We start from the raw sequence: 18,714 nt of genomic DNA on the forward strand, positions 1-18,714 counted from the left end.
TTGAATATTTGTATCGCTTGGTTTGTGACGAGTAGAACCTGAGGCATCTGACCTACGAGGTTTGCACTACGGCCTTCTCATCCGAGATTCAGACAACGTCGAAGGATTTCAACAGTGCTACCTCTAATGGTCGTCCGCTAGCGGATGACCGGCAAAGACAAGCACACGGCCCCCCTGATGAGAGACAAGAACTGACGAATGGAGATTCCTGACGAATTACTGTGTTTATTCAGTGCCCAAATTGAAGAACAGGACAACACCTACCATCTCACAGTGCCGAAACGAGAGATAGTAGATGGAGATGTGGAACGTGGTGTGGCGTATCGCGTGGCATTGCTCGGGTCTAAAGACACAACAGACGATTCGAATCCAAAACCAGAACCAACCCAGAATCAATCAGGGCCACCTGTCGCAGAGGGAGACCGTCGGAGTGTTGAAATCGAAGAAATCGGCAAGCATGGCGATGGCATCGCCCGTGTCGAACACGGCTACGTGATCATCGTTCCCGACACGGAAAAACACGACCGCGTGACCGTCGAGATCACGAATGTCGCCGAAACTGTCGCCTTCGCTGAGGTCGTCGAACGAAAACCATACTACGAGTAGTTCTCAAGCAACGCAGTCTCTCGAGAGTAGGCTCGAAATATAAGGACAGACATGCGGTGCATCCGTTCTCCTGGAACACATTCCACTGGGTATAACGACAGTTCGATGAAAGTGATATCACTCCACGAAACACGACAGACACGAACACCAGCTGTCCAGTGAAACGCCCTCTCGCTGGCGCGAGAACCCCCATTGACGAGTGATATCACAATCGCCACTCTTGTTCTCGTCCGCTCGTTTCCAACAAACCGTACGGGGCCTCGACAGCACACGGTGCTCACACCGGGTAGCCACACGAACACACGTAGAATGAGAACCTCACATGAAGAACGGTGCAGTTGCACCGTTCCGGACGACCCGAGTCGTCCGTCACTGCAACAACTAGCCTACGGACTTCTAGATTCCATAGCCATTTAAAATTTTCTCCAAATGTAAACGATTAAATTTTGTCTGGCTGCTAGTTTGCGCGGCAATTCTACCGAGATGTGGATAAATCCCCGTCTTCCAGCGTGGTTTTCGCTCCCGACCAAGTACTGTTGGGGGAGCTAGCCGAACGACGAGAACACCGGAGATTGTGATATCACTCTTTTCGAGTGCGGTCACCGTCCGGACGAACTGGTTGACGGCCAGCTCGTCGTTTCGTGCAAGCAAGAATTGAGCGTGGAGATGCCTATGCGAAGCGCCCCGGGTCAAGTTCGTCAGCGGTATTGTCGAAGAAACTCACTGCTTGAACGAGTTCCTGCCGCAGCCGACCAGTCACTCTGGTTGGAGTGCCCCGCTCCTCTTTCTCCAGACAATCCGCGTACCCTTCAGTCTTTGATGCTCGACTGATACGCTGGTTCTGGTGCTCGCCAAGCTACTGCAACGCCACAAACAGCGAGTGCACCAGCGAAAAAGAACGCAGTAGTGAAGCCGGCCATATCGACGACAACACCACCAGCAATCGGTGCAAGGAACGCACCAGCGAGTCCGATGCTAGTCTGGAACGCCACTGCGGTGGCAGCGACACGCGGGTTAACTATTTCTCTGACATACGTAAACGACAATCCAAGCGTAAGCTGGACGGCGAACCCAGCGGCGAGCAGAATCGCAACGAGTATCGGAATCGACTGAAAGTGTGTAAAGCCTAGCACAAGCGGTGCTGCTAGACAGAAGGAACCAAGGAGAACCGGTTGCCGCTGTCCGCCGAACAATCGATCGGAAAGGACGCCACTACTGATTCGAGCGAGGACGCCAACCGCAGGAAACACCGCAACAAGTAGTCCACTCACCCCTAACGAGAGACCGACTTCTTCGGTGAGGTACGAGGAGCCCCAACTGTTTACAAACAAATATATCGAGTAGCCGAGAAACCCGAGTACTCCAACGAGCCAGACGTTCCGGCTTCGGAGAACGGTTCCAAATTCATGAAGTGTTGGTGCATCGCCACCACTCCGTCCAAGTCCACGACTCGTTGGCCAAAACAGTAGCAGGCCGATGAGGGCGAAGCCATTGAACGCGAGAAAGATGGCCGGCCATCCAAACCGGTCGGCGATGAGCGGTCCCGTTCCCTGTCCAAGTGCGAACCCGATAGGGCCGCTCGCGGTGAACACGCCGACAACTGTTGCTCGGTTAGCGTCGGTCACAGCCCGGCTCACAATATCGATTCCAGCGTTCCAGACGATAACATATGCGACACCGCCGATGGCCCGGGACACAATGACTGATCGGTAGTCACCGCTCTGACCCGCTATCCAGCCCCAGATACCAACGGCAAATAGTGTGAGAACTGCAAGGCCCATTGCATGCCTTGAGTTCGTCCGATCGAGAACTGCACCGACAGGAAGGCTTGCAACGACTGCTGTTCCGAACATAATCCCGACAAGTAGACCGGCGGCTGTCGAGTCGATGTTCAGTGAGTCACGAATTAACGGTGTCACGCTCGCAGGCACGATTTCGTAGGCCGCAAGCCCGATAGAGATAAGGCTTGCCCCGCCGACAAGCCCCCACGTAGTCCAAGCTGGTGCGGTCTCGCCTTTCTTGGCAGTTGTCGCTTGGTCGTCGTCCGGTCGCGTAGTCATTGCTGAAGAGGGATTGAGAGTTGGTACTCGACACTCAGGAATGGGTGTTCCGATATCGGTGATTCCCGATGAGTCGTATCTCCCAGTTATTTTGCGCAAATCATGTCTTCAGGGGTTGAATAGCAAACACCTTTGTCATTGAGTGGTTTGGTTATTAACTAGCTATGCACTCCGTTTCTGACCCACTACACAGCCACCAGCGACAACGCCAATACGGAAACACCCTCAAACAGAGTTCCTGTTGGACTTCTGATTCCGTAGAATGACATCTCCAGCTCCCATGCTCCATGCGTCCCACATCCTTCTCGTCGGAACGACCCACTGGGTTGAGAAATTCTCAGCGACGCTTGACACGCGCACTGAAGCGTCAGTCCAAACGGTTAAAACGGCGGCGAAGGCGCTCGATGTCTTTCACAATCGGGCACCTGACTGTATCATCAGTGAATATACGCTCATCGAGGCAACTGGGGTAGATCTACTCAGAGCAATTCGAGACGAAACGTCATCGCTTCCCGTAATTCTCGGTACGGCATCCGGCAGCGAAGCAATTGCCAGCGAGGCAATCGCTGCTGGTGTGACCGACTATATCGCGCTGAGCGACCCGGCTGAGGAGATGGCCGAGGAGCTGCTGGGACGAGTTGACCGTGCGTTGCGGTCAGCACAGCGAACGGCCACCCAACGAGAACGAGCCAGACAGTTCGACGCAATCTTCCACGATACGCGGACGGCCACGTGGGTGCTTGACCCAGCTGGCTCACTCGTACGCGTGAATCAAACAGCCCGTGATATGATCGACGAGGACGTTGGGACCATCGTTGGGAAGCCATTCTGGAGCCTTCCGTGGTGGTCACAAACAAACGGAACAGAGACCGATGTGCGGAAAATCGTTGAGAAGGCACTCGACAGTACGTTCGGCAATGCAGTCGTCAGGCAATCACCAGATGTCGAGGATCCGCGAGTCATTGATCTCTCCGTTCGCCCCGTCAAGAACGAACGTGGGAAACTCATCTCTATTGTCGTCGAAGGCGTCGACATCACCGAACGCGTCGATCTTGAACGTGATCTTCGCCAATCCGAGGAACTCCACCGAGTTACACTCAACAACATGACTGATACAGTCCTCATCACGAACGAGGAGGGCGACTACACCTACGTCTGTCCGAATGTGCACTTCATTTTCGGCTATACTGCCGATGAAATCCGCGAGCTGGGGACGATAGACGAACTTCTCGGGGGGGATCTGTTCGACCGCGAGGAACTCGCTGAGACGGGAGTTCTGAAAAACATCGAATGTACGGCCACGGACAAGGCCGGTCGTGAGCACACACTACTGGTTAACGTTCGGGAAGTATCGATTCAGGATGGCACCCTCCTATACAGTTGCCGAGACATTACGAAACGGAAACAGCGCGAGGAGGCTTTAGCGACCTTACAGGAAACAGCGCGTGATTTTCTGTACGCAGAAACACACCAAGAGATTGCACAGCACATCGTCAACGATACGCCGGGCGTGCTTGATCTCGATGCCAGTGCGGTTTATCTCTTCGATGCAGGCGAAAACAACCTCCGGCCTACCGCCTATTCATCCGCGCTGGAGGAACTGAACGGGCCGCTCCCGACAATCCATGCCGACGGCGAGCAGTTGCCGAGCTACAGTTTCGTCGAGGATGAATCGCTCTTTTTCGACGATGTGCACGACGCAGAGCGACTTGCCAATCAGGCGACCGACATTCGGAGCGTTGCGTACATCCCACTGGGGAATCACGGCGTTTTTCTGGCAGGTGCAGCCACTGTCGGCGAGTTCGACGAAGTAGCACGGGAACTCGCTGATTTACTCGCTGCCACTGCCGAAGCTGCACTCGACCGCGTGACACGGGAAAGTCGATTACGGGAACAAGATCGAGAACTTCAGCAGCAAAACGACCAACTCACAGCGTTGAACCGCATCAACGAGACGATTCGAGAGATCGACCAGGCACTCGTCCAAGCAGAAACGCGCGAGGAAATCGACCACACAGTCTGTGAACTGCTGACCGCCGATGATAGGTTCAGCTTCGCTTGGATTGGGACTGCTGACCCAGCAACGGAGCGAGTTGATCCACGGGCCTGGGCAGGCGCCGAACAGGGGTATCTGGACAGCCTCTCGTTCTCAGTCGCAACATCCGGAACAGAGCCGACAGGACGAACCGCAGCAACGCAGGAGGTGACGATGATTACCAACGTCGCTGCCGGACTTCGCGAGGAAGCCTGGCGCAAAAACGCCCTCTCACGCGATTATCTGTCCGTGTTGAGCATTCCGCTCGTGTACAATGACCTCACGTACGGCGTCTTGACCGTCTACGCGGAGACACAGAACGCGTTCGATGCAACAGCCCAGGCGGTGCTGGCAGAACTCGGTGAAACGACCGCGGCGGCTATTAGCGCCATCGAACGGAAAAACGCGCTTCTCACTACGTCAATGACGCGCGTCGAATTCGCTATCGATGACCCGACGTTCGTACTGTCCCGGCTGGCGCAGACTGCAGCGTGTACGCTCTCGTATCAGGGTGGCGTTCAGCAGACAGCCGATGGAACGTACGTGTTCGTTACCGTCGAGGACGCATCCGTGGATACGGTTGAGCAAGCTACATCGGACTTAGTTGCTATCGATGATGTCCAGCGAATCAGCACTGATAGTAATGGAGGTATCCTGCGTCTGCAACTTGCACACCCGTTTCTCGCGCTGGAATTAGCCGACCATGGCGCTGTGTTCCGAAGCGCGACAGCTACTCCTTCGACCACGATCCTCAATATCGACATTCCCGAAAGCGTCGATGTCCGCCACATCACCCGTCTCATCCAAGAGACGTTTACCGACGTTGAGCTCCGCTCGAAGCAGACCTTTGACCAAGCGTCGGAACACAACCTATATTCACAGTTCCTCGATGAGCTCACTGACCGACAACTCGAGGTGATACAAACTGCGTACTACAGTGGCTACTTTGAATCACCCCGCGAGAGCACGGGTGAAGATGTCGCAGAAACGCTCGGTATCTCACCACCTGCATTCTATCAACATGCGCGAACTGTTCAACGGAAGTTGTTCTCAGCCTTGTTCGACGAGATAAGTGTGCCGGCGAGCACACTGCCGACAGGGGTTGAATAACAAAGTAGAGGTCAGGTTTGCGGTTGTATAGTTAACCGTCGAATATTCCCTTATACTCCTATTATCTCGGAGTAGAGTGCCCTCGGTTCGAACACTGGCATTCGTTGATCGACCATGAGAGATGTAACCCAAAATTCGGATGAAGAAAGTCCTTACGAGTGCTTCAAATGTGGAAATGTCATCGTCACTGAGGACAATCCCGTGTCCTGTCCAGACTGTAGCGGGCCAATGCGAAACCGTCAAACACCGCTTGAATGACCATGGCATCCAAACCGACTAGCAATCACGAGGAGTCGGACAGTGAAGTGTCACACCCGTCGGAATCAGAATCGGCACTCGAAACGGCACGCCGACAGCTCTACCATGCTGCGAATCATCTCGACATCGACTCGAATATTGTCGAGCGGCTTAAGTATCCGAAAAAGATTCACGAAGTTACGATTCCGATCGAGCGGGACGATGGAACGGTAGAAGTTTTCACAGGGTATCGAGCCCAACACGACAGCGTTCGAGGCCCGTTTAAAGGAGGACTCCGCTATCATCCGGAGGTGACCAGAGACGAATGCGTCGGCCTTGGGATGTGGATGACGTGGAAGTGTGCGGTCATGAACCTCCCGTTCGGGGGTGCCAAGGGCGGGATTGCCGTTAATCCGAAAGCACTGAGCCCAAACGAGAAGGAGCGACTTACGCGTCGGTTTGCACAGGAACTCCGCGACGTCATCGGGCCGACACAAGATATTCCCGCACCCGACATGGGAACGGATCCACAGACGATGGCGTGGCTGATGGACGCCTACTCGATGCAGGAAGGGGAAACGACGCCCGGCGTCGTGACGGGGAAACCGCCGGTTGTCGGTGGGAGTGAAGGGCGTGAAGAAGCACCTGGACGGAGTGTTGCGATCATCACGCGACTCGTCTGTGAGTACTATGACCGCCAGCTTGAGGAGACGACGGTTGCAGTACAGGGGTACGGAAGTGTCGGTTCGAACGCGGCCCGGTTGCTTGACGAGTGGGGGGCGACAATCGTTGCGATCAGCGATGTGAATGGGGCGATGTACGATCCAACAGGGATAGACACTCACTCGGTCCCGTCGCACGATGAGAAGCCGGAGGCCGTCACAGAATATGCAGACACCGTGATTTCGAACGACGAACTGCTCACGCTCGACGTTGATGTCCTCATCCCTGCAGCCTTAGGGAACGTCATCACCAAAGAGAATGCGGATGCAATCGCCGCTGAAATCGTCGTTGAAGGAGCGAACGGCCCAACCACCTCTACCGCCGATGCGATTCTCGCGGAACAGGAGATCGAGGTGGTTCCTGATATTCTCGCAAATGCCGGTGGCGTCACCGTGAGTTACTTCGAGTGGCTCCAAGACATCAATCGGCGATCGTGGTCACTCAAACGGGTGAACGACGAACTTGAAACGGAGATGCGAGCCGCATGGAACGCGGTTCAAGCTGAGTTCGAAAGTCGTGACGTAACGTGGCGCGATGCGGCCTATATTGTTGCCCTCTCCCGAATCGCGGAAGCACACGAAACGCGAGGGCTTTGGCCATAACTCAACTTTATAATGACGTCTCAGCTCACAGTACACCCGGTCAAAACAGTTCCCTGTGACAGGCAAGTTCGAGACTACGACCAGCTTGATCCAACAGCGAAGCAGTACTTTGCTGAACTTGAGAGCAATAAGACTGCCGCCATGATCCCTGCGCAAGTCGCAGCGAGTTTCGACTGTGGTGAGGTAATCAGATATACGGTCTATTTCCGTATTCAGTCAAAAGCATAGGTTTAGCCAATAACAAAAAACACTGCTCACTATGCATGCCGGCAACGGCGATATCGAATTATTTTGCATCGGATAGCGGTCAGAGACTCTGCGTTTATATTCGAGTTCTACGGTGGTTTACGGACGGAGGCAGCGACGCTGTCACGCAAATGGATTTGCTGAGCCGTTCAACTAGTCGTACGCATAGCTTTTCGAGCGCACGCTCGTAGAATCGCGTATGCAGATTACCGTGTACGGCCCACTCCGAAGCGCGACGAATGAGAAAACGGTAACACTGGCGTTTGACGGAGGCACTGTCGAAGACGCACTCACCGTCTTCGTTGAGAACTATCCCCGAGCGAAGTCCCAACTATACACCACCGACGGACGACTCCAAAGCAGTGCCCGCATTTCCGTAAATGGAGAACGAGTTGACCTTGACGATGATTTTCCGGCCGACGCAGAACTGACGGTGTTTCCCGCCGTACAGGGAGGAGTGAAGGAGCGGCTTTTAGATCGATGTAAACAGAAGAGATCCGTGAAGGAATACTCAGAGCGCGAAATTTAGAGGGAGTACTGTGCGCGAACGAGATCTGCAAGTCCCCGTCCTTCGAGACGATCCATCGGTGCAAGCATCGTAAGTTGGACGACGCCCGGAAGGCGTCCGATTTCGACTCCTCCGGTAAACGTACACCGAGCCCGTACCTCACCTTCGGTCATGTCGAGGAGTGTGCCCGCACGTTCGAACGCGTTCTCTGTCGCGTCGTTGATCGTCGCTCCGCTGCCGATCACCTGCAGCGGCCCCATCTCATCGATTTCGTCAACGTCGTACTCGGCGGCGAGCTGCTGGCCGCGTTCGAGTTCCTGAGCCGTGTAGGGCTTGCTGATATGCGGGAGGTCATCCTCGTTCGGGAGCAGAAGTGGGCCATCGATGTCAAGCCCTTTGATGACTTGGACTTCTAATTCGGTGTGGCCGCTCACGTCGGTGGTGTGGAGTGAGAGTTCGCCGTCGCCCTGATTGGCATGCATATCGCCGACGTAGACACCACCGCCATCGATTTTGACGGGACAGATGAGGATTGCACCCTCGCGAACGGCATTGATGTCCATGTGGCCGTCGGTTCGTTCCGCCAGTTCGTCCTCGTCGGCGAGTCCCCAGTCGTGTTCTGCACCGATGAGGAACTGGCCGAAGTCACCAGCGTTGTGTGAGTCGGGAATCTCAACCGGCGGGGTCGTCCCAATGTTTCCGATAAATGGGCGGAGGTGGCCAAGCGTGCCTGGCATCTCCGAAGGTTTGTAGAGTAAAATCGGGTGCTGGCGAGAGTTCTCGGGAAGGGCCATCGCCTCGTCCGCCCGATTCGCCAAGTCATCAGCACCACTCTCGTCCACGGTCAGTCCCACTGTCCGATCGTCGTCGAAGGCGACCGTATAGCCGTATTCGAATCCGAACGAGGAAGCATTTGCACCGCATTCGGCGCATTTGATCGCCTCTTCACCCGTTCCCTCGACGATACTCTCCGGCCACTCCGTCCCACACTCTGGGCACTTGTGATCGACGAACGGATCGTCGCCGAACGCACCATCACGTTCGACCATACTGCCGGTACTCGTCGCGATACTCGTCACCTCGATATCTTTGATCTTCAGCGCAATCGCGTCACCGACTTCTGCGTTCTCGACGCGAATTGGCCGCGTTACTTCGTGGCCGCCTTTGAATTCGGGAGTGATCATCGGCCCCCAGCACGCCGGCGGTGTATGCGTTTTGATGATGCCTCCGTCGGCGACGGTGCCTGCCCACTCTTGGTCTGGCCCGACAAGGCCAAGCGTGTACTGGTCGACCGAGAGTTCTTGTTGGACTTCTTTCTGTGCCATAGTAGCCAATGACGAGATTGAGCAGGAAATATCTTAAACAATCGTGTTATATTTCGGTTACCGACGTTGTGAAAATCGGTAATCGAACTCGCCCTGACTCGCACCGGCTGTCACTACGAGGTCAGTGCCGCTCATGGTTAGTTTTTCATCCCCCTAAAGGGTACGAGGCGTATCGTATGTACCTCACGGAGAGACAATGTCCAGTGAAAACCATATCCTGTACAACTGAGGGACAGTACGCGAGTCGTGAACTACCTCCACATACCGCGCTCGGGGTTACTCACCCCTCGCTTCTTGAGGTGGGGGCTTCCTCGTTCACCGATAAGACTTGCAGATTCATCGGGAATCCACAGCGGTCTCAATCTCCGGAGGCGTGGATTCGGCCCGTCCCATGCCTACTTGTCCGCACTGCGCAGTGCGTGCGAGGATTTGAGTTTTCAACTCCTCTACTATCACGCACAATACAACATTCGTGGGATAGTATATCAAGCTATCGCACGTGTAAGAACAACAAAGACGGCGAGTGTATCCCCTCCCTACTCACTTCATTCGTTGAGGAAGGGGTCTTACCCGCCTGCAATCCAGATAAAGCGCGCCCAGTACGAAACCCCCGAGTTTACAGTCGGTATCAGGGGTGTTCACGTTCGCACTGCAAGTCACGCCGCCCCTGCGGAGCATGATTCCTCGTCACAATTCGCGATAGGATACCTGTCGCCTGTGAGTGTTCTGGGGCCGAATGGTACGACGGCGTCTGCAATCACGGATTTGCGTCGCAATGTGAACGGCACTCCTGCAGACAACAGCAGAACACCTTCTCGCTGCCGACGGTGGACACAACTGGAAATTCGAACACGGTTTGTACTTAGATGACGAGGACCTCGACCCGACAGTTGACCACGTGGCGGAAGTAGACCGCCTACCCGGTCTCGGAAGGGTATGCCGGCACCTCTCTCACGATTGGATGGTTTTGTCAGAACCTTCTTTTCACTGCCGCAAAATACACCTATGCGCCAATTCAATAATGGACAAACATTTAGAAAACGAAGACGGAGCAAGGGTTTCTCGTCGTACGCCGTTGAAATCTGGTGTTATCGCAGGAACAGAGGCGGTTGGTACTCGAGCCACGGCAAACACGGTCGAGGCGACTGCGACGAACGACCACCACAACCAGTCCACGACTATCAACATCGAAACCGGATTCGGCGACGCTGTCGCGAATCCCAAGCGGGCCGAGACTGGTAACAAGGTGACGTTCGCGGACGCGAGCGACTCAGTCTTCGATAACGAATCACAAACAAAACACTACTTCAAACACAGTCATGACAGATATTCCTACTGACCATCACGATGAACGCAGTACTGACCAAACCGATCGATTCGGAGACAGTTCCATCGATCGACGCACCTTCTTACGATTGTCGGCGGCGACCGGTGCAGCGCTCGCCTTTCCAGGGAACGCAAGCGCGAGCGTTTCGTCTGAGAAGATGGAGACTGAGTACGAGTATGTCCTCAATCACACGCCTGCGGACTACGCTGCGCCGACACTCGTGGAATTTTCGAGCGCCGCAGGGCTCGATGCCATCTCGTCGATCGCGCCCGACGCAAAAACGACGACCACGCCGAAACCCGCCGCGTACGCACAGCTGACGACGACACAGGCCCAGAGTGTCGCCGACCTGCCGACTGCAGAGACGCTCTCCTTCTCACCCGGATCGAACCCGTTCTGGCGGCTTGGCTACTACCCGCTTGGCGTGTTTCCCGAACCGATGCGCTCGGTGGACTTCATCAGCTACGAGCAGATGAAAGACGGGGTCCGCCATCTCGAACGCGAGTACCCAAGCAAGATGAACGTCAAGGAGATCGGCCAGTCACCGGGTCACTACAACAACGTTACCGCCCGCGACGACCCAAAGGGGATGTTCGTCGCGGAGGTGACCAACGACGTCGGCGACGAACAAAGCTTCCGCGAGAAGGAGAAAGTATTCTACTCGCTGTCGCTCCACGGACTTGAACGAGCGGGTGCGGAAGCGGGCGCACGCATCATCGAGAACATCCTGCGCGGGGACGACAAGGCCGGCGAGATTCCCTCGCTATTGGACGACATCGTCCTCGTCTTCGGCTTCACGAATCCTGATGGGTGGGTGGCGCGCAACCCGCAATACGACTCAGGTCACCAGACCGGCGGCCCCGGAGCCTCACATCCACGTATCCCCGCTGCACCGTTGTACGAGCGCGGGAACGCCGAGATCTACGACACCAACCGTCAGTATCCCACCGTGGGGTACATCACGCCGGCTCACTACCCCGGCGAACCCCGCAATCCCGCCGACCGTTCGAAGGAGCGCGTGACTGACGCGCTGGCCATCGTCGAGCACTTCCGGGGCTATGAGAACTTGAACTACGGCGCGGATCTCCACGGCGGGCCGATTTTCAACGAGTTCGTGCTGGGACTCATCTCGCAGGATCAGTACGACACCCGCGAGATGCACGAGGTTTACGAGATGTGCCGGGTCATCGACGATGTTCTCGAAGAAGAACTCGACGTCTGGACGACGGCGGGCGATGCAAAGCAAGCAGTGCTCGGCGACACCGAGACGGGACTTCTGTTCGGTGTTCTCCCCGAAGAGGCGTTCGATTACGCGACCATCTACGACACGATCGACTACACCGTCTCGGGTGCGATGCTCGACTGGATGAGTCACCCGGAAGACCTTGGCGGGCTTGGGATGACAACCCTCGACTTCGAGATGGCCTTTTCACATCTCACCGGCGGTAACGTCTATAATCCTGAACTATTGGACATGGAAGTTCGGGGCTACCGAACGGCGATTCGAACCATCACGAGATTCGCCGTCGAGAACTCCGATACGCCCACTACGAGCGACCAATTTGCAGCGACGACGAAGACCCGGTTCGACGCCGATGCGGATCCCCAACGCGTTGCATACGTCACTACTGGTGCCGTCGGCACAGACGAGGACGCTCTCCGCCGGCACTCCGGCGCGCTCGACTTCGGTGACACGAATCACACCCAGAGCAGCACGGAAGGGGCGGTCGCCGGACTAAGCACCGCAACCGTCTCGAAGACCGTCTCGGCGTCGAGCCTCCATAGCTTGGAAGTTCACACGCATTCACAGCAGGGTATATTCGACCTCCAGTTGGTCTCACCGTCAGGAGAAGTCGTCCGCTCGCATGACGCCGTCACCGACGAGCGCGCCGGCGGGAAGTGCTGTGGCCATCCCGTATGGGTCGTCTCGGATCCCGAACCGGGCGAGTGGACAGTCAAGATTTCGAATGTTCAGCAGGATACGCAGGGGTACGAGGTGCGCTTTGGCACCCTCGCCGCTTCTGGAACGAACCCCGATCCTGTCCCCGCAGTCGGCTACGAGCAGTACGACTACAACGTGACACCGCTGCGGTTCTTCGAGGACTATGCAGACTCCATCGCTGACGATGGAGTGATGGAACCCGTGACCGTCGAGGACGTGGCAAATGGTGCACTCGCTGACTATGACCACGCCGTAGTCTGCCACGACTATGGAGCGAACGCCGATGCTGACTACATCGGCGGGTCGGTTCCAGGCTACACCGCTGCCGACCACCCCGCCGCTGGCTACGACGTGCCAGGGTACGTCGCAGCGCTCGATACGTTCGTGAACGACGGGGGCAACCTCGTCCTAACCGATATGGGCGTGAACCTCCTCACGTTAATGGACAACGACCTCGTCGGCGCGGATCGGTTTGCGTTCGGTAACGTCACGACCGACACATATGACGTGGCACAGTACACTGAGAAGAACGGCGACCACCCGCTGTTGACTGACGTGCGACCGATCCAGGAGCAACTCTGGAAGGTTGCGCCTCTCGGCTACGCAGTAACTGGGGAAGCACCGATGCGACTGCTCGACGAAGGGGCGTTCACCGGCGCGAGCGCCGAATCAGGCGACGACCTCGGCGACGGCATTCCCTCGGTTGCGGCCCGCGCAGACGGCTTCGTCGCAACCGGGTCGCTCACTCGGACGGCTGACGATGGCACCGGCGTCCACGTCGTCTCCTCGCTGGTGCCACCAGCTACCCAGAAGAACCTGCACCCCTTCGGACTGCTCGATTATACGCCGACGTTCCTCGGCTATCTCGTGCTCACCTCGGCTTTCGGCTTCCAGCAGATTCGCCGAACTGCCGACAATCCCATGGGCGACACCTACGGGGCCGGCCCAACCTTCACCGTGAACGCTACCGTCCCCGAAGCCCCCGGTCAGACGTTTACCGCCGGTGGCACCCGCGCCGACGATGGGTCAGTATTCACGGGTGGGCAGACGAACAAAGTCGATATCACCGTGTCCTCGCTAAGTCACGACGCGACTATCACTGACGCGATACCCGATGGCTGGACGGTCAAGAAGAGCTTCGGTGACGTGACGGGCGTCGACGGCAACACCGTCGAACTCGGAACCGTCTCAGCCGACGAGGTTGAGAAGGGAGAAGTGACGCGAACCTACTTCATCGAGGCTCCCTCGAACGTCGAGGAAACGGGACGGGATACGTTCGGCCCTGCAACGGCTACTGCGCTCAGCCCGAGTGGGCTCGAAAACACGAAAGCGCAGGTCGCCGGCACTGATACGAACACCGTGGTCGGTACGTCAACGAACATCTAACCAGACTAATCCTATCCCTCGTTGCTGATGGTCAATTCGTCAGTTAATTGCAAATCACCAGGATAAACTGGCGAGCGTTACGATGATAAGAGCGAGTACGTCTCCACTACCCTCACTCTGCCGCAAGGTGAGCAGGCCACTCGTAGGGTTCCGCCTCATTCGCCGATGGCATGATTCGAAGCGACGGAACTGTGAGCATGTAGAAGACAATCTAGAGCATCCCGAATCCGCCAGCGTACATCACGACGGTCGAGCCGGTCTGTCACTACCTAAGTTCTCCTACGGACTTCTGGAATACATAGTCATTTAAAATTTCCCAAATTATTAACGATTGATTAGGTTTGTCTCCCAAGTTTCGCGGTGATTTTGAAGAGATATTGTCCTCTTCTCGTTCGTTTCTATCGTTATCCCGGGACTGTTGTGGCGGTCACCCCGTCGAGAAGACGGGAGATGGTGATATCAGTAGTTTCAGTCCAGTAACAAATACGCTACTGGAACCGTGTTGAGTGTCATGAAAAGTGACACCATTCCATCCGTTCCCAAAACTACTTACCACCCGTAGTTTTAGGCCAACCTAAAATGGTTGGACGAACGCTTCGAGATATTCGGCAGGAGATCGAACACCTCTCCGTCGACGGTGCCTCATACTTCATTCGATGTGCTAGAACCGGTGATCGACCGGTTCCTGTAGGTGGAACACGATTCGCAACCCGAACAGCCGCCGAAAAAGCGGTCCGGCTTGCATACCAGTATCGAGCTGCACTTCGACAGTACGATAATCGCGTTCCCTATTACGATCTCATCGTTTGCGAGACAGCACAGCCCTCGTCTGAGACGCAGCTGACGTGTCCCGTTGTGACGAACAGTAACACCTCAGAGAAACCTGCCACACTGAGTGCAACAGATCGAATCGAATTTTGTCACGACGTTGTCGTCGCCATCTTCGAGTCGCTGTCTGCCCAGGGGTACACGACGGTCGAAACAGCGATTATGGAGAAGTACCTCGATACGGCCGAGACAATCACAAATCGCGATGAGTTGTGTTTGCTCCTCTTGGAACATATCGCTGTTCAACTCGAGACACAGCTATCAGCCTCCGAGCAAGCCTCAGTCCTTACCCACGCTGCAAGCCGACTTCCATCACCGTCGTCCCCCGAGGATCCGATTGAGGCGACATGCACCCATCTCCAAGCGGTATCGCTTATCGGCGGCTACACCGTCTTCCCGATATCAGTCGACCGTGACGAATGTACGCGCTTGTGGACGGTAAGGATCGATGAGTATGCGCTGTCGCCGCGTCAGGAACGCCTCCCGACGCTCCCACTTGCGGTTGATATGCTTCGGCGGCTTACAGATCATTCACTCGCAATTTCGCGGGCGAATCGCATTGACGACCGAGCATGGCAACTCAGGATGACGACTGACAATGTAGAGTCAGCCACAGGACTGGTGAGCGTCCATGCTCATAATGGCGAATAACGCTAACAACCCACGTTCACCCGACCCGTGAGCGTGTTGAACAAGAGCGAAAGGCAGTACTGAAGAAAGCCACCGCGTTCAACCATTTTATATCACAAGTCAAATCTATCTTTAAACAGCGAGAGAACGCTACTGTGACAGCAGCCACTGCACCGAATGCGAATCCGACCTCTGACTAACAAATAAAGACGATGAGAATCGGTATGACTCCGAACGCCAGTACTGTGGCAGCAACAATAACCCTAATTTTCAACTCTGTGCGCGAGGCGGTCACTCGCTTACCGACGCCACTCATGTGGGCATAATCTATACTCCCGTAGCGGGAGTACCGTCTCGCATGGACGCGATGGTCATCACGGACTTCGGCGACACCGATGTGTTCGAACGACGCGATGTCGAGAAGCCATCTCCTAGGCCGACCGAAGTCCTGGTTCAGGTGTACGCGTCGTCAGTCAATCCCGTCGATTGTAAGATTCGACAAGCTGGGTCGTGGGCCGGTATCTCCCCCCCAACGGTGATTGGGTACGACGTCTCGGGCATCGTCGAAGCCACTGGCGAAGCGGTCACTGACTTCGACGTTGGTGACGAAGTGTTCTACACACCGGAGATTTTCGGCAAGCAGGGGAGCTACGCCGAGTACCACGTTGCCGACGAGTCGATCGTCGCCCGGAAACCCACAAATCTCTCCCACACCGAGGCGGCAGCACTCCCGCTCGCTGGTGGAACTGCTTGGGAAGCGATCGTTACTCGTGGCGATGCTGGAGCTGGAGAAACGGCATTGATTCACGGCACCGGAGGCGTTGGCGCCCATGCGGTTCAAATCGCCGTCGCCGCCGGAGCACAGGTCATTGCAACGGCGAGCCCCGTGACAGTAGACCAGACTGAAGACCTCGGTGCGACTCGCGCAATTGACTACAAGTCAGAGGATTTCACCGACGTGATAGAGTCAGAATTCGATGAGTCAGTTGACCTGGTCTTCGACACCGTCGGGGGTGACACACTAGTCGAAAGCACCGGCGTCACGAAACCGCATGGTCGGCTGGTCACCATTCTCGAACCAGAGGGCGAGTGGGGAGCGTCGTACCAGAAGAATCTGACGGTTCACATGCTGTTCCTCGAACGTGACCGGCGACCCCTCGAGGGATTGCGACACCTCGTCGAGCGTGGCCAGCTTGATCCCGTCATCGACTCGGTGCTGCCACTTGAGGAGGTGGCGACAGCCCACGAGATGGTCGAAGGAAGCGGGCTCACCGGCAAGGTGGTACTGGACATCGCAGGAGACTGAATGAGCCGTCAGACGGCCATCTCTGCACTGATGGAGTCAACCGCCTCGGGGTCAAGCCTCGTGGCATCCGCCTCGCAATTCTGTGAAAGCGCTTCCAATGTACTGTCCCGGGGTGGGAATTCTCGTCCATATTGTGAGTGAGACAGGCGAGATTGATATCCTCTAACGACTGAAGTCGTGGACTTTCCGTGAGTCTCTATAAGTTCACGGAATTGCCTCCACCAGCGTCGGGAGAGGACGAACACACCGTATTTGCGCTCTCCAGCTAGATTGCCGAAGATGAAATCCCTTTTAAGTCATCATTTTTGCCCAATCAAAGACGAGGGAGGAGGTGTGATCAGCGAGAAATCAGCTTCGATATCCGTTGATAAGATAGCCAAAGACCAACGCGGCGATAATCGATGCAATAGCGACATTGACCATCGTATATGCTTCGAATAAGTGGTGGACGACAATCCCAACTGCAAAACCGAGCATCGGGAAATCCACACGGTCGTATCGGAGTAATCCTTCAGTGATACTTCCGAACATCAACACCAGATACGCGAGACCACCAACGATGCCGGTATGGATGAATATCACCACGTAGGAGTTGTGTGGTGAGTATCCACGGAAGTTCGGATCTGGCACGAACGGTGCAATCAGTTCATCCTCGGCGACGATACCGTAGCCGAACGGCCCTGGCGAATGCAGCACAGCTCGCAGGCCGCCTTCCCAAAGTGCGAATCGACCGTGGGAGTCGATTGGAACGAGTGAGAGGAACATGCTCATGAAAAAGAGGACGACCAGTCCGATGAGTGCAATCGTGGAGTAGGCTGCGGCGCGTCTCCCCAGTCCCACGTACGTGACATATATCGTCGCCGCGAGCGCAAAGGCGAGCCAACTCGCCCGAGAGTAACTCGCATACAACCCGATACCATTGATCAGGACCATCACACCTGCAATCGGAATGAACAGGAACGCTTTACGGCGAACGGACTCGCCGACTAGCACGAGTGCTGCGAACGCACCTGCAAACGCAAGTCCGCCAAGTGTGTTCGGGTTCTCGAAGATCGATTGCAGAAAGTGGAGCTTTGTGCCGAGCAGCGGGACCGTGAACTGCGACGAAAACAATTGGATTTGGAACCACGAGACCTGGTATTCTCCAAGTACATAGGCTGGGAGCCCAAGTCCGACGGCGAACGTGGAGGCAAGACTCGCACTCCAGAGGAAGACGTTGCGAGAGACGTGTCGCGGGATGAAAAAGAGATTCATTCCGAAGATTAGCGTGACAAAGACGACGTAGACTGCCTGCGATGACCCAGCGGCCATCTTATCGAGATGGAAGAAGTAGACACCGAGCACCGTCGCGTACGCGACGATATAGAGTGCCCGTTCTTTGAGGAAGTCAATGAGATCGTATCCGAGGAGCGGGTACAACAGAAAATAGCAGTAGAGGAGAGTGACTTGAATGGTGCGCCCCTCGTCCGCGGGCGGGATGTACTTGTACTCCTGACGGAGGAGGGCGAACGTCAACAGTATCATGATCGCTAGTTGGGCGACGTGGAGCCAGAGATTTCGATCAATCCGGTAGTAGGTCTGTATGAATAGTAGGAGAGGGGCGAAGAAGACGTACAAGAGATTGAGGTGAAATGACCCAAACCAGTCGGGACTATTCGTCGCTCGAAAGAGCACATCGGCAAAGACGATAACAATCAGAAAGAGCTGCGTGAGTGAGAGAAGGAGCGGCGTACGCTGAAATCGGTCTTTCGGGAATATCGTCGAAGATTCCCGTTGTTCGCCCATACTCATTTGGTCTCAACTCGTGTGCTCTAAGTGCCTAACTACGCCACCATAGACTCTT

The 18,714-nt window shown here is 55.7% G+C and carries 13 protein-coding genes; 10 read left to right on the forward strand and 3 right to left on the reverse strand.

The genetic code is table 11. From position 1 onward, the window contains the following. Positions 1-198: 198 nt before the first annotated feature. Positions 199-606, forward strand: a complete 408-nt coding sequence (locus tag LIW51_RS26990; protein ID WP_227378527.1) for a TRAM domain-containing protein — start codon at positions 199-201, stop codon at positions 604-606. Positions 607-1,415: 809 nt separating this feature from the next. On the opposite strand, the gene LIW51_RS26995 is transcribed toward LIW51_RS26990, so the two are convergent. Next, on the reverse strand, positions 1,416-2,666 hold the full coding sequence (locus LIW51_RS26995; protein ID WP_227378528.1) for an MFS transporter: 1,251 nt from the start codon (positions 2,664-2,666) through the stop codon (positions 1,416-1,418). A 262-nt stretch (positions 2,667-2,928) separates the two neighbouring features. Here LIW51_RS26995 and LIW51_RS27000 point away from each other — a divergent pair, with 262 nt between their 5' ends. The 4 genes from LIW51_RS27000 to LIW51_RS27015 all read left to right on the forward strand — a co-directional run bounded on the left by LIW51_RS27000 (position 2,929) and on the right by LIW51_RS27015 (position 8,148). Next, complete coding sequence (locus LIW51_RS27000; RefSeq protein ID WP_227378529.1) at positions 2,929-5,811, forward strand: bacterio-opsin activator domain-containing protein; 2,883 nt, start codon at positions 2,929-2,931, stop codon at positions 5,809-5,811. A 114-nt stretch (positions 5,812-5,925) separates the two neighbouring features. Then, positions 5,926-6,069, forward strand: a complete 144-nt coding sequence (locus tag LIW51_RS27005) for a rubrerythrin-like domain-containing protein (RefSeq protein ID WP_227378530.1) — start codon at positions 5,926-5,928, stop codon at positions 6,067-6,069. Continuing rightward, positions 6,066-7,373, forward strand: a complete 1,308-nt coding sequence (gdhB, locus tag LIW51_RS27010) for a glutamate dehydrogenase GdhB (RefSeq protein WP_303659919.1) — start codon at positions 6,066-6,068, stop codon at positions 7,371-7,373. The genes LIW51_RS27005 and gdhB overlap by 4 nt, the downstream gene beginning before the upstream one ends. A 445-nt stretch (positions 7,374-7,818) precedes the next feature. Continuing rightward, positions 7,819-8,148 carry a ubiquitin-like small modifier protein 1 gene (locus tag LIW51_RS27015; protein ID WP_227378532.1) on the forward strand — a complete coding sequence of 110 codons (330 nt, stop codon included), beginning with the start codon at positions 7,819-7,821 and terminating at the stop codon, positions 8,146-8,148. Here LIW51_RS27015 and LIW51_RS27020 read toward each other — a convergent pair. Continuing rightward, on the reverse strand, positions 8,145-9,452 hold the full coding sequence (locus LIW51_RS27020) for an acetamidase/formamidase family protein (RefSeq protein ID WP_227378533.1): 1,308 nt from the start codon (positions 9,450-9,452) through the stop codon (positions 8,145-8,147). The two genes, LIW51_RS27015 and LIW51_RS27020, sit on opposite strands and share 4 nt — an antisense overlap. A gap of 1,075 nt (positions 9,453-10,527) precedes the next feature. Between LIW51_RS27020 and LIW51_RS27025 the strand changes: the two genes are divergently transcribed. From LIW51_RS27025 to LIW51_RS27040, 5 genes are all read left to right on the forward strand, one after another. Beyond that, positions 10,528-10,791 (forward strand): hypothetical protein, encoded by a 264-nt coding sequence (locus LIW51_RS27025; protein WP_227378534.1) that lies wholly within the window; start codon positions 10,528-10,530, stop codon positions 10,789-10,791. Beyond that, complete coding sequence (locus LIW51_RS27030) at positions 10,772-14,107, forward strand: M14 family metallopeptidase (RefSeq protein ID WP_227378535.1); 3,336 nt, start codon at positions 10,772-10,774, stop codon at positions 14,105-14,107. Before LIW51_RS27025 ends, LIW51_RS27030 begins: the two co-directional genes overlap by 20 nt. Positions 14,108-14,686: 579 nt before the next feature. After that, positions 14,687-15,586: a DUF7551 domain-containing protein gene (locus LIW51_RS27035; protein ID WP_227378536.1), complete on the forward strand. Its 900-nt coding sequence runs from the start codon at positions 14,687-14,689 to the stop codon at positions 15,584-15,586. 59 nt (positions 15,587-15,645) lie between these two features. Then, the gene (locus tag LIW51_RS40110; RefSeq protein WP_438267440.1) at positions 15,646-15,765 is read left to right on the forward strand and encodes a hypothetical protein; all 120 of its coding nucleotides are present in this window, start codon (positions 15,646-15,648) and stop codon (positions 15,763-15,765) included. Positions 15,766-15,923: 158 nt separating this feature from the next. Beyond that, the gene (locus LIW51_RS27040; RefSeq protein WP_227378537.1) at positions 15,924-16,871 is read left to right on the forward strand and encodes a zinc-binding dehydrogenase; all 948 of its coding nucleotides are present in this window, start codon (positions 15,924-15,926) and stop codon (positions 16,869-16,871) included. 348 nt (positions 16,872-17,219) lie between these two features. Here LIW51_RS27040 and LIW51_RS27045 read toward each other — a convergent pair whose 3' ends face one another. Next, positions 17,220-18,656 carry an O-antigen ligase family protein gene (locus tag LIW51_RS27045; protein WP_227378538.1) on the reverse strand — a complete coding sequence of 479 codons (1,437 nt, stop codon included), beginning with the start codon at positions 18,654-18,656 and terminating at the stop codon, positions 17,220-17,222. Positions 18,657-18,714: the final 58 nt, after the last annotated feature.

It is taken from the genome of Haladaptatus halobius (assembly GCF_020618475.1).
Taxonomy (GTDB): Archaea; Halobacteriota; Halobacteria; order Halobacteriales; family Haladaptataceae; genus Haladaptatus; species Haladaptatus halobius.